This is a genomic window from Sphingomonas sp. (assembly GCF_019749955.1).
In the GTDB taxonomy this organism is placed as follows: domain Bacteria; phylum Pseudomonadota; class Alphaproteobacteria; order Sphingomonadales; family Sphingomonadaceae; genus Sphingomonas.
The window spans coordinates 1-12,074 of record NZ_JAIEPC010000084.1; the positions used below are offsets into that span (position 1 = coordinate 1).

The window sequence follows — 12,074 nt, forward strand, 5'->3', positions numbered from 1 at the left end:
ACGAAGCTGCTCTACACGATTCAGGATGGCGGCACCGACTGGCGCACGATGAAAGTGCTCGACGTCGCGACCGGCGAGACGCTGGCCGACACGATCGAGTGGGTGAAGTTTTCCGGCATCGGCTGGATGAAGGACGGGTCTGGTTTCTTCTATTCGGCCTTCGATCCGCCCGCGGAGGGGGCCAAGTTTCAGGCGCTGAACGAGAACCAGAAAGTCTATTTCCACAAGCTCGGCACGGCGCAATCGGCCGACAGGCTGGTTTACGCGACGCCCGATCACCCCAAATTCGGCCATTCGCCGAGCGTGACCGATGACGGTCGCTGGTTGCTGATCACCACGACGCAAGGCACCGATCGTCGCTATCAGATCACCGCGCTCGATCTGACCAAGGCCAACGCCAAGCCGCGCACCGTCATTGCGGGCCTTGAGTATGAATGGGCACTGGCGGGCAATGTCGGCAGCAAATTCTACTTCAAGACCAATAATGGCGCGCCGCTGCTGCGGCTGGTCTCGATCGATGTTGGCGGCGCCAAGCCGGTGGCGGTGGAAGTCATCCCTGAGGACAAGGCGACGCTCGAAAGCGCCAACATCGTCGGTGGGCAGATTTTCGCCGAATATCTGGCCGATGTGAAGAGCGAAGTCCGCCGTTATTCGTTGAACGGCCAATTGCTCGGCAAGGTGCCGCTGCCGGGGATCGGATCGGTCGGCGGCTTTGGCGGCGAGATTGGCGACAAGGAGACTTTCTACGCCTTCACCAGCTTCGCCACGCCGACGACGATTTTCCATTATGACGTGAAGACCGGCAAATCGACGGCCTGGGCCGCGCCCAAGGTCGCGTTTGATCCGGCGGCGTTCAAGGTCGAGCAGGTGTTCTACCCGTCGAAGGATGGCACCAAGGTGCCGATGTTCATCGTCCGCAAAAAGACGACGACTGGCCCCGCGCCGACGTTGCTCTACGCCTATGGCGGGTTCAACATTCCGACCTTGCCCGGCTTCTCACCGACGCGCCTCGCGTGGATTGAGGCGGGCGGCGTGCTCGCGGTCGCCAATATCCGCGGCGGCGGCGAATATGGCAGCGCGTGGCACGACGGCGGACGGCTGCAGAACAAGCAAAATGTGTTCGACGATTTCATCGCGGCGGGCGAATGGCTGAAGGCGAACGGCATCACCGGCAAGGATCAGCTTGCGGTGCAGGGCGGATCGAATGGCGGCCTGTTGGTCGGCGCGGTCGTCAACCAGCGGCCCGATCTGTTTGCAGCAGCCCTGCCGCAGGTGGGCGTGATGGACATGCTGCGCTTCGACCGGTTCACGGCGGGGCGCTATTGGGTCGATGATTATGGCTATCCGTCGAAGGAAGCCGATTTCAAGACGCTCTATGCCTATTCGCCCTATCACAATGTGAAGTCGAACGTGGCTTATCCGGCGATATTGGCGACGACGGCGGACACTGACGACCGCGTGGTGCCGGGGCATACGTTCAAATACACCGCTGCCATCCAGGCCGCGAATTTGGGCACCAAGCCGCGCCTCGTCCGCATCGAAACGCGCGCCGGGCACGGCAGCGGCAAGCCGACCGACAAGGTGATAGAGGAAGCCGCCGATCTCTGGGCGTTCGTGGCCTATTGGACCGGGCTGGAAGTGGCGCCGAGAGTGGGCAACGGCGGCAAGAAGAGCTGAGCGTCCGCGCGCGCATCGTGCGTTTTTTGCCATGCCCTTGACCCGTTCGTTTCGAGCGAAGTCGAGAAACAGGCCACAAGCGGTGCGCAGGGTGTCTCGACTTCGCTCGACACGAACGGGAGGGGCTGTGACTCAACCCCAAGTCATTAAGCGCTAGCCGCCGCGCTCTGCTGAGCTTCGACGCAGTCGGCAAAATCTGTTGCATATCACTATGACACCCCGCTAAGCTGCTCGCCAGCAAGGGAGATTTTGATGGTTGCATTGCGGTTGGATACCGTCGTCAAGCGGTTTGGCGACTTTGCGGCGGTTAATGACCTGAGCTTTGCGGTCGAACCCGGCGAAGTGTTTGGCTTTCTCGGCGGCAATGGCGCGGGCAAGACCACCTCGCTGCGCATGGTGCTCGACATATTGCGGCCCGACCGGGGTAGCATCGACGTGCTCGGCAAACCGCCGGGGCGCGGCACCAGCGCGCGGCTGGGCTTCCTGCCTGAGGAGCGCGGGCTGTACCGGTCGATGACCGCGATCGACACGATCGTCTATTTCGCGCGGCTGAAGGGCATCACGGCGACCGATGCACGGCGCGAAGGGCTGGTGCTGCTCGACCGCTTCGGGCTCGGCGCTTTCGCCAAAACGACCGTCGACAAATTGTCCAAGGGGATGGCGCAGAAAGTCCAGCTCGCGACCGCGATCGTCAACAAGCCCGATCTCCTGATCCTCGACGAACCCTTTTCGGGGCTCGATCCGGTCAATCAGGGACTGCTCGAGGACGAGATCGTCGGCGCGGCGAAGGGCGGGGCGGCGGTGGTCTTCTCCACCCACGTCATGCAGCATGCCGAGCGGCTGTGCGACCGGCTGTTGTTCCTCGCGCATGGCCGCAAACAATTCGAAGGCACGCAAGACGGCGCGCGCGCGACGCTGCCGGTGCGGTTGACGCTGGTGGCGCAGCAATCGCCGGCGACGTTGCCGGGGGTCGAGGGTGCGACCGAAACCGCTGCCGTGGGTGATGGCTGGCAGGCGTGGGACGTGCGGCTCGTCCCCGGCGGCGACCCTGCGGATTTGCTCCAGCTCTGTACGGCGCAGGGCTTCGCGCTGCGCGGTTTCGAACAGCACCGCGCGAGCATGCACGACGTCTTTCTCCATATTGTCGGCGGCGCGGAGGCACGGCCATGATCAACCACATCCTGCTCGTCGCCGCGCGCGAGTTTCGCCAGATCGCCGCCACGCGCAGCTTCTGGATCACGCTGCTGATCGTCCCGCTCGCGTTCGCCGCCGGACCGCTCGCGTCGCGGATCACCGGCAAGTCGAACGTCGAAACGGTGATGCTTATCGACCAGTCGGGCGACACCACGGGCGCTGCGATCAAGCGCCAGATCGAAACCAACGATCAGCGCTTCGTGCTGATTGCGCTCGCCCGCTACGTCCAGCGCCACGACTTGCAGCGCGCGGCGCCGGGCGCGGTGTGGACCCGCGATGCGCGCTGGTTCGGCGACGCCGATGTCGATGCCTTTGTCGCAGGCGGCGGGCTAAAGGCCGCACTCGCCGCGATTGCCAAGGTTTCGCCCGACGATGCCAAGGGGTTCGAGCCGCCAGAGGCCGACTACAAGATCGTCGAGACCCCGCCCGTGATCGCCGCCGCTTCGCCCCAGGCGATCGATGGGCTGCTTGAGCCGTTGCTGCGCCCAGCCGACAAGTCGGGCAAAAAGCCGATCGATTATGTGCTGCTGATCCCGCGCGATTTCGGGACATCGCCGGTGGTGCGGCTATGGGCGAACGGCCAGCCGCGCGCGTCGTTCGTCGCGTCGCTGCAAGGCGTGCTGACCGGCGACCTGCGCACGCGGTTCCTGCAAGCCAATGGTACGGCGGCGCCGACGGCAGCGGCTGCCAGCGCGATTGCGCCGGCGATTAGCGTGACGACGCCGCCCGAAGGCAGCGGTCGCGAGCGGGTGATCGTCCGGTCAATCCTGCCGCTCGCGAGTGCCTATATCCTGATGATGTCGCTGCTGCTGTCGGGCAGCTGGATGCTGCAGGGTGCGATCGAGGAACGCAGCAACAAGCTCATTGAAACCCTGCTCGCCTGCGTGACGCCCAACGAGCTGATGTATGGCAAGCTGATCGGTACGGTCGCGATTGGCCTCGCGATGGTGGTGACCTGGGTCGCGTGCGGGCTGTTCGCGGCTTATGCGACGCAGGGCGACATTGCCGATCTGATCAAGCCCGCGCTCGAGCCGGTGTCGTCGTTTGGCAGCATCGCGACGATCATCTTCTTTTTCGTCGCGGGCTATCTGATGGTGTCGATGATCTTCCTGGTGATCGGCGTGATGAGCGAATCGATGCGCGACGCCCAAGGCTTCCTAACACCGGTGATGATGCTGATCGTCGTGCCGTTCACGCTGCTGCTCCAGTCGGTGCTGTCGGGTAAGGGCGGCGTGTTCGTCGAGGCGATGACGTGGATCCCGCTTTATGCGCCCTTTGCGGTACTCGGGAGGCTGGGGTCAGGCATCCCGACGTGGCAAGTGCTGGGGACGGGGGCAGTGCTGGTGCTGTTCATCATCGGCGAGGTCATCCTGCTGGGCCGCGTGTTCCGCGCCAACCTGCTCGGCACCGGCGCGCGCCCTAGCTTGAAGGCGATCATCGCGATGATGCGCCCCGGCGCCTGAGCGGTCTGGTCAGGCGCCGAGGTGCCCGCTATCTGAGCGCATGACCCAGACATCGACAGCGCCCGGCGATTCCATCCTCATCATCGATTTCGGCAGTCAGGTGACGCAGCTCATCGCCCGCCGGGTGCGCGAGGCGGGGGTCTATTCCGAGATCGCGCCGTTCAATACCGCCGCCGAAGCCTTTGCGCGGATGCAGCCCAAGGGTGTGATCCTGTCGGGATCGCCTGCCTCGGTGCTCGAGGACGGCAGCCCGCGCGTGCCGCCGGTCGTGTTCGAAAGCGGCGTGCCGGTGCTCGGCATCTGCTACGGCCAGCAAGTGATGATGGCGCAACTCGGCGGCGAAGTGCTGCTCGGCGACAGCGGCGAATTCGGCCACGCCTTCATTGAGGTGACCGATGGCTGCGGGCTTTTCAACGGACTGTGGGCAGAGGGCGAAACGCACCAGGTGTGGATGAGCCACGGCGACAAGGTGACGCAGCTCGCGCCCGGCTTCCGTCCCGTCGCGCACAGCAGCGGTGCGCCCTTTGCAGTAATCGCCGACGATGCGCGGCATTATTATGCGATGCAGTTCCACCCCGAAGTCGTCCACACCCCCGATGGCGCCAAGCTGATCGCCAATTTCGCGCGCCACGTCTGCGGGCTGGCGGGCGACTGGACGATGGCGGAGTTCCGCAGCGTCAAGATCGCCGAGATTCGCGCGCAGGTCGGGCAGGGGCGGGTGATCTGCGGGCTGTCGGGCGGCGTCGATTCAGCGGTCGCCGCCGTGCTGATCCACGAAGCGATCGGATCGCAGCTGACCTGCGTGTTCGTCGACCACGGGCTGATGCGCAGTGGCGAGGCCGATCAGGTCGTGTCGCTGTTTCGCGGCCACTACAACATCCCGCTGGTGCATGTGAATGCCGAGACGTTGTTCCTGAACGGCCTCGCCGGGCTGACCGACCCGGAGGCCAAGCGCAAATTCATCGGCAAGACCTTCATCGAAGTGTTTGAAGACGAAGCAAAGAAGATTGGCGGGGCGGATTTCCTTGCGCAAGGCACGCTCTATCCCGATGTCATCGAGAGCGTCAGCTTCACTGGCGGGCCGAGCGTGACGATCAAGAGCCACCATAATGTCGGCGGTTTGCCGGAGCGCATGAACATGCAGCTCGTCGAACCCTTGCGCGAATTGTTCAAGGACGAAGTCCGCGCGCTTGGCCGCGAACTCGGATTGCCCGACATCTTCGTCGGCCGACATCCTTTCCCCGGGCCGGGCCTCGCGATCCGCATTCCGGGTGAAGTCACCAAGGAACGCTGCGACATCCTGCGCAAGGCCGATGCGATCTATCTCGAAGAGATCCGTAATGCCGGGCTGTACGATGCGATTTGGCAGGCATTTGCGGTACTGCTGCCGGTGCGCAGCGTCGGGGTGATGGGCGACGGGCGGACGTATGACAATGTGCTGGCGCTGCGAGCGGTGACCTCGACCGACGGCATGACCGCGCAGGCGTTCGAATTCCCCGGCGGCTTCCTCCCGCGCGTCGCGACGCGGATTGTGAACGAAGCCAAGGGCATCAACCGGGTGACGTATGACTATACCAGCAAGCCACCCGGCACAATCGAGTGGGAGTAGGGGTGTGGCGTAGCATTGGCTGATATGGTGTCGACAAGACAAGGACTCCGGATTTTTGCAAAATCCGTTACCGTCATGACGTTGGAGCAGAGTGACGGTAAGAGCTGAATGGGCGATTGTAAGAAGGCAAACGAATGGCCAAGCCTGTACGCCGCTGGATCCGCGTGAAGGAGCTGACGAGAGATGAGAAAACAGCAATTGGCCAGCGCTGCGAGAGGTTCATTGCCGCTCGGCTGACGCCGCGCTTCCTTCCGGAAATCCTGCCAACCCAGTGGAACTACCCCGTGGCGCTCCACGGGAAGTGGCGCGGCAGCAAGTATAGCTTCATCACCCGCTATCGCTCAGGTTGGGAAGACAATGCCGGGGAGGAATTCGATTCGGCTTGGGTGCGGCTCGATCACGACGAGGAATGCCTGACTGAAACCCGCTTTCACATCATGTGGCACCGACATACCGGACAGTGGTTTCCGTATCACGGTTCGGCGACGTTGGAAGAGGCTCTGGACATGATCGAAAACGATCCAATCCTGCAGCCGCATATATGAAATCCCGCAGCGCGCCCTTGTTCGACGAAGCTGAACTCCGCAATCTGGCTGGAGACAAGGTGTTTGCACGCGGCCAAGGCTATGCCGATCACGGCCATATTGCCCTGCTGAGCTTTAATGACAGCAGCATCCTCGCCGCCGCATTTGGTACGAGCGACTATACGGTTTGGCTGAGTCACTCGGGGGCGGAGATTTCAGGGCATTGCTCGTGCCCGGCCTACGGGGATTCGGGTTTCTGCAAGCACATGGTGGCGACGGCCCTCGTCGCGAACGAGAGGAGGCGGCAAGGCGATGATGTTCCCGACAGAGTGGGAGAGATTGCCGAAAGCCTCGCGCGGTGTGACAGGTCTCAACTCGAAAAGCTGTTGCTGGAAATGGTGGCGTCGGACTGGCGGGCGCTCCGCTCGGTTGGTTTCGCGTTCGGCTGCGATTGGGACGACGATTTCGACTAGCGGATTGCACGGTGCGCTGACTGAACTGAAGGGGGCATCCGCCCCATCAGTTCGGTCCGCTTGTGGCGGGTTTCTCGACTTCGCTCGAAACAAGCGGGGCGCCGGAAAATGGTCTCGCGCTAAAACACCACGACGCTGCGGATGCTTTCGCCCGCGTGCATCAGGTTGAAGCCCTTGTTGATTTCCTCAAGGCTCAGCACATGGGTGATCATCGGGTCGATCTCGATCTTGCCGTTCATATACCAGTCGACGATCTTGGGCACATCGGTCCGGCCCTTGGCGCCGCCGAACGCGGTGCCGCGCCAGTTGCGGCCGGTGACGAGCTGGAACGGGCGCGTGCTGATTTCCTTGCCCGCCTCCGCCACGCCGATGATGATGCTCGTGCCCCAGCCGCGGTGGCACGCCTCCAGCGCCTGACGCATCACGGTGGTGTTGCCGGTGCAGTCGAAGGTGTAATCGGCGCCGCCATCGGTGAGCGCGACGAGATGGGCGACGAGATCGCCGTCGACGCTCTTCGGGTTGACGAAATGGGTCATGCCAAAGCGCTTGCCCCATTCCTCCCGCGCCGGGTTGATGTCGACGCCGACAATCATGCCCGCGCCCGCCAGCCGGGCGCCTTGCAGCACGTTGAGGCCAATGCCGCCCAACCCGAACACGATCACCGTGTCGCCGACCTGCACTTTGGCGGTGTTGACGACCGCGCCCACGCCCGTCGTCACGCCGCAGCCGACATAGCAGCTCGTCTTGAACGGGGCGTCCTCGCGGATTTTCGCGACCGCGATTTCTGGCAGGACAGTGAAGTTGGAGAAGGTCGAGCAGCCCATATAATGGAAGATCGGCTGGCCCTTGTGGCTGAAGCGTGTCGTCCCATCGGGCATCAGCCCTTTGCCCTGCGTCGCGCGGATCGCGGTGCAGAGGTTGGTCTTGCCGCTGAGGCATGATTTACACTGGCGGCATTCGGGGGTGTAGAGCGGGATGACGTGATCGCCCGGCTTGACCGAGGTGACGCCCGCCCCAACCTCGCGGACGATCCCGGCGCCTTCGTGGCCAAGCACGCTCGGGAACAGCCCCTCGCTGTCGAGCCCGTCGAGCGTATAGGCATCGGTGTGGCAGATGCCCGTCGCCATGATTTCAACGAGCACTTCGCCCGCCTTCGGCCCTTCGAGGTCGAGTTCGACGATTTCGAGCGGCTGCTTGGCTTCGAAGGCAACGGCGGCGCGGGTTTTCATGGGCGTTTTCTCCTCGGCGCGGCGGTATCATGGCCATCGTTGGTCCCGCAATGCCGCGTCGATGGAACGCGTTGCGCTCGGACGCGGCAATCGGCATGGCGCAGGGGGCAAGCGGAGGCATGGCATGAAGACGGCATTGGTGACGGGCGCAACGGCAGGCATTGGCGCCGCAACGGTGCGCGCGCTGGTGGGGGCAGGGTGGCGCGTGGTCGCGACCGGCCGGCGGGCGGATCGGCTCGACGCGCTCGTTGCCGAGTGCGGCGATGCGGTGCTGCCACTGGTGTTCGATGTCCGTGATGCCGCCGCGCTCGACCACGCGTTTGCGACGCTGCCGGCCGACTTCGCGGGCATCGATCTGCTCGTGAACAACGCCGGGCTGGCGATGGGCACCGCGCCTGCGCAGCGCAGCGATCTTGCGCAATGGCGCACAATGATCGACACCAACATCACCGCTCTGGTCGACATCACCCACCGGCTGCTGCCGGGACTGATCGAGCGCAAGGGTGCGATCGTCAATCTGGGCTCGGTCGCGGGCAGCTATCCCTATGCTGGCGGCAATGTTTATGGCGGCACCAAAGCCTTCGTCGCGCAATTCTCGCTCAATCTGCGCACCGACCTCCACGGCACCGGCGTGCGCGTCACCGCGATTGAGCCGGGGATGGTCGAAACCGAATTCACGCTGGTGCGCACCGGCGGTGATCAGGCGGCGTCGGACAAGCTCTATGCGGGGGCGACACCGATGACCGCCGAGGATATCGCCGCGACGATCCTGTGGATCGCCAGCCTGCCGCCGCACCTGAATATCAACCGGCTCGAGCTGATGCCGGTGAGCCAGTCATTTGCGGGGTTCCAGGTCGCACGCGATTCCGCTGAAGCGTAGTAAAAATTCGTTGATATGGATAATCTGGCAACTAAATTACGCAACAATGGTTGACAGGCAAATTTTACATCTCTAGCAGCGCCCTTCGCCAGCATATTTGTGCGATGCGGCGTGTGGGCAAACGCAAGGACGAGTGATGGTCGAGCAATCCGGAGCAGATATCCTGATCGAGGCGCTGGGCGATCTCGGGGTCGAGGTCATTTTTGGCTATCCGGGTGGCGCGGTGCTGCCGATTTATGACGCGCTCTACCGCCACAACGCCAAGGGCGGGCAGATCAGGCACATCCTCGTCCGGCACGAACAGGCGGCCACGCACGCGGCGGAGGGCTATGCGCGCTCGACCGGCAAGCCAGGCGTGGTGCTCGTCACGTCGGGCCCCGGCGCGACCAATGCGGTAACGGGGATCACCGATGCGCTGATGGATTCGATCCCGATGGTGGTGATCACCGGGCAGGTGCCGACATCGCTGATCGGCACCGATGCCTTTCAGGAGGCCGATACCGTCGGCATCACCCGCCACTGTTCGAAGCATAATTATCTGGTGAAGGACCCCGCGCGGGTCGGCCCGACGATCCATGAGGCATTCCACATCGCCACATCGGGACGGCCCGGCCCGGTCGTCGTCGACATCCCCAAGGACGTGCAGGTCGCGACCGCGCGCTACACCAAGCCGGGGCCGATCCAGCACAAGACTTATCGCCCGCAGCTCGACGCCGATCCAGCCGCGATCGAGCAGCTCGTCGACATGCTCGCTGCGGCCGAGCGGCCGATCCTTTACACCGGCGGGGGGATCATCAACGCGGGGCCAGCGGCGAGCGCGCTGCTGCGCGAACTCGCGGCGCTGACCGGCGCGCCGGTGACCTCGACCTTGATGGGGCTGGGCGCTTTCCCGGCGTCGAGCCCGCAATGGCTCGGGATGCTCGGCATGCACGGCACCTACGAAGCCAATTGGGCGATGAACCAGGCCGATCTGATCGTCGCGCTCGGCGCGCGGTTTGATGATCGGGTGACGGGGCGGCTCGATGCCTTCGCGCCGCATGCGCGCAAGGTCCATGTCGATATCGACCGGTCGAGCATCAACAAGACCGTGCGGATCGATTTGGGCGTCGTCGCCGATGTCGGCCATGCGCTCGCCGATATGGTGCGCGTCTGGCAAGCGCGCGGGCACCCCAAGCCCGACACCGCCGACTGGTGGCGCCGCATCGCGGGCTGGCGCGCGGTCAAGTCGCTCGATTTCCCCGAAAGCGATCCGACCGCGATCATGCCGCAACGCGCGATCCGGGCTTTGTGGGAAGCAACGCACGCCCGCTCGCCGATCATCACCACCGAAGTCGGTCAGCACCAGATGTGGGCGGCACAGCATTTCGATTTCGAAGACCCCAACAAATGGCTCACCAGCGGCGGGCTCGGGACGATGGGCTATGGCCTGCCCGCCGCGATCGGTGCGCAGCTCGGCGATCCGGACGCACTGGTGATCGACATTGCCGGTGAAGCATCGATCCAGATGAACATCCAGGAACTGGCGACCGCGACGCAATACCGGTTGCCGGTCAAGATCTTCATCCTCAACAACCAATATATGGGGATGGTCCGCCAGTGGCAGGAGCTCACCTATGAAAGCCGCTACGCCGAAAGCTATAGCGATTCGCTGCCCGATTTCGTCCGGCTGGCCGAGGCCTATGGCTGGAAGGGCATTTTGATCGAAAAGCGCGGTGAGCTTGAACCCGGCATCGCCGACATGCTCGCGCATGACGGGCCCGTGCTGGTCGACTGCCGCGTCGCGCAGCTCGCCAATTGCTTCCCGATGATCCCGTCGGGCGCGTCGCACACCGACATGATCCTGCGCGCGAGCGAAGTGTCCGGCACGATGGACGATGAAGCGAAGGCGCTGGTCTGATGCAGATCAGGCAAGAAAAGGCCGAACGGCACACGCTGGCGGTGATCGTCGACAATGAGCCGGGCATTCTTGCGCGGATCGCGGGGCTGTTCACCGCGCGCGGCTATAACATCGCCAGCCTGACGGTGAGTGAGATTACCGAGGACAAATCGGTCAGCCGGATCACGATCGTGACATCGGCCAGCCCGCCGGTGCTCGAACAGATTGTCGCGCAGCTCGACCGGCTGGTGCCGGTGCACAAGGTCACCGATTTGACCGCAGCCGGCGCGCATGTCGAGCGCGAGCTGGCGCTAGTCAAGGTCGCAGGGACCGGCGATCACCGGATCGAGGCGCTGCGCCTCGCCGATGTCTACCGCGCGCGCGTCGTCGATGCGACGACATCGAGCTTTGTGTTCGAAGTGACGGGCGGCAGCGAAAAGATCGACAAATTCATTGAGCTGATGCGCGAAGTCGGCCTGATCGAAGTCGCGCGCACCGGCATCGTCGCCATTTCGCGCGGCAAAGAGGCGGCGTAGAAGGATCAGCTATTAGGAATCGTCACCCCGGCCTTGTGCCGGGGCCCACCGCGCCCCAATCACCGGCGTAGCGGTGGATGGCTGGACCCCGGCACAAGGCCGGGGTGACGATCTGGTTTGAACGAAAGGGAATGACTGCAATGCGTGTCTATTATGATCGCGACTCTGATCTCAGCCTCATCACCGACAAGAAGGTCGCGGTCGTCGGCTATGGCTCGCAGGGTCATGCCCATGCGCAAAATTTGCGCGACAGCGGCGTCAAGGAAGTCGCTATTGCGCTGCGCCCCGGCTCGGCGACGGCGAAGAAGGCGGAGGCGGCGGGCTTCAAGGTGATGAGCAATGCCGAGGCAGCTGCCTGGGCCGATGTCACGATGATCCTTGCCCCCGACGAGCATCAGGCGGCGATCTATGCCGATGATCTCCACGCCAATCTGAAGCAGGGCGCGACGATTGCCTTTGCGCACGGGTTAAACATCCATTTCGGACTAATCGAGCCGCGCGCCGATCTCGACGTCGTCATGATCGCGCCGAAGGGCCCCGGCCACACCGTGCGCAGCGAATATCAGAAGGGCGGCGGCGTGCCGTGCCTGATCGCGGTCGCGCAGGAAGCCGA

11 protein-coding genes are annotated in these 12,074 nt (G+C 63.8%); 10 read left to right on the forward strand and 1 reads right to left on the reverse strand.

What is annotated here, in order from left to right; genetic code table 11:
• The 6 genes from K2W81_RS14085 to K2W81_RS14110 form a co-directional block, all read left to right on the forward strand.
• On the forward strand, positions 1 to 1,677 hold a 1,677-nt coding region (locus K2W81_RS14085; protein WP_294105428.1), incomplete at its 5' end, for a prolyl oligopeptidase family serine peptidase.
• A 252-nt stretch (positions 1,678 to 1,929) separates the two neighbouring features.
• On the forward strand, positions 1,930 to 2,847 hold the full coding sequence (locus K2W81_RS14090) for an ATP-binding cassette domain-containing protein (RefSeq protein WP_294105429.1): 918 nt from the start codon (positions 1,930 to 1,932) through the stop codon (positions 2,845 to 2,847).
• Positions 2,844 to 4,334 (forward strand): ABC transporter permease, encoded by a 1,491-nt coding sequence (locus K2W81_RS14095; RefSeq protein WP_294105430.1) that lies wholly within the window; start codon positions 2,844 to 2,846, stop codon positions 4,332 to 4,334. The genes K2W81_RS14090 and K2W81_RS14095 overlap by 4 nt, the downstream gene beginning before the upstream one ends.
• 40 nt (positions 4,335 to 4,374) lie before the next feature.
• Positions 4,375 to 5,943, forward strand: coding sequence for a glutamine-hydrolyzing GMP synthase (guaA, locus tag K2W81_RS14100; RefSeq protein ID WP_294105431.1), 1,569 nt, complete (start codon positions 4,375 to 4,377; stop codon positions 5,941 to 5,943).
• Positions 5,944 to 6,077: 134 nt separating this feature from the next.
• Positions 6,078 to 6,488 carry a hypothetical protein gene (locus K2W81_RS14105; protein ID WP_294105433.1) on the forward strand — a complete coding sequence of 137 codons (411 nt, stop codon included), beginning with the start codon at positions 6,078 to 6,080 and terminating at the stop codon, positions 6,486 to 6,488.
• Positions 6,485 to 6,940: an SWIM zinc finger family protein gene (locus K2W81_RS14110; RefSeq protein WP_294105435.1), complete on the forward strand. Its 456-nt coding sequence runs from the start codon at positions 6,485 to 6,487 to the stop codon at positions 6,938 to 6,940. Before K2W81_RS14105 ends, K2W81_RS14110 begins: the two co-directional genes overlap by 4 nt.
• A gap of 119 nt (positions 6,941 to 7,059) precedes the next feature.
• Here K2W81_RS14110 and K2W81_RS14115 read toward each other — a convergent pair whose 3' ends face one another.
• The gene (locus K2W81_RS14115; protein WP_294105436.1) at positions 7,060 to 8,169 is read right to left on the reverse strand and encodes an S-(hydroxymethyl)glutathione dehydrogenase/class III alcohol dehydrogenase; all 1,110 of its coding nucleotides are present in this window, start codon (positions 8,167 to 8,169) and stop codon (positions 7,060 to 7,062) included.
• Positions 8,170 to 8,293: 124 nt separating this feature from the next.
• Here K2W81_RS14115 and K2W81_RS14120 point away from each other — a divergent pair, with 124 nt between their 5' ends.
• The 4 genes from K2W81_RS14120 to K2W81_RS14135 all read left to right on the forward strand — a co-directional run.
• Positions 8,294 to 9,049, forward strand: a complete 756-nt coding sequence (locus tag K2W81_RS14120) for an SDR family NAD(P)-dependent oxidoreductase (RefSeq protein WP_294105437.1) — start codon at positions 8,294 to 8,296, stop codon at positions 9,047 to 9,049.
• A gap of 136 nt (positions 9,050 to 9,185) precedes the next feature.
• A complete protein-coding gene (gene ilvB / locus K2W81_RS14125) occupies positions 9,186 to 10,946 on the forward strand; it encodes a biosynthetic-type acetolactate synthase large subunit (protein WP_294105439.1) in 1,761 nt (586 codons plus the stop codon).
• Positions 10,946 to 11,461: an acetolactate synthase small subunit gene (gene ilvN / locus K2W81_RS14130; protein ID WP_294105441.1), complete on the forward strand. Its 516-nt coding sequence runs from the start codon at positions 10,946 to 10,948 to the stop codon at positions 11,459 to 11,461. Before ilvB ends, ilvN begins: the two co-directional genes overlap by 1 nt.
• Positions 11,462 to 11,601: 140 nt before the next feature.
• Positions 11,602 to 12,074: NAD(P)-dependent oxidoreductase (locus tag K2W81_RS14135; RefSeq protein ID WP_294105443.1), on the forward strand; the 473-nt coding region annotated here is incomplete at its 3' end.

Bases quoted from the DNA above. Each gene is read 5' to 3' on its own strand.
- K2W81_RS14090 (WP_294105429.1), top strand. From the start codon at position 1,930: ATGGTTGCATTGCGGTTGGATACCGTCGTCAAGCGGTTTGGCGACTTT.
- K2W81_RS14095 (WP_294105430.1), top strand. From the start codon at position 2,844: ATGATCAACCACATCCTGCTCGTCGCCGCGCGCGAGTTTCGCCAGATC.
- guaA (WP_294105431.1), top strand. From the start codon at position 4,375: ATGACCCAGACATCGACAGCGCCCGGCGATTCCATCCTCATCATCGAT.
- K2W81_RS14105 (WP_294105433.1), top strand. From the start codon at position 6,078: ATGGCCAAGCCTGTACGCCGCTGGATCCGCGTGAAGGAGCTGACGAGA.
- K2W81_RS14110 (WP_294105435.1), top strand. From the start codon at position 6,485: ATGAAATCCCGCAGCGCGCCCTTGTTCGACGAAGCTGAACTCCGCAAT.
- K2W81_RS14115 (WP_294105436.1), bottom strand. From the start codon at position 8,169: ATGAAAACCCGCGCCGCCGTTGCCTTCGAAGCCAAGCAGCCGCTCGAA.
- K2W81_RS14120 (WP_294105437.1), top strand. From the start codon at position 8,294: ATGAAGACGGCATTGGTGACGGGCGCAACGGCAGGCATTGGCGCCGCA.
- ilvB (WP_294105439.1), top strand. From the start codon at position 9,186: ATGGTCGAGCAATCCGGAGCAGATATCCTGATCGAGGCGCTGGGCGAT.
- ilvN (WP_294105441.1), top strand. From the start codon at position 10,946: ATGCAGATCAGGCAAGAAAAGGCCGAACGGCACACGCTGGCGGTGATC.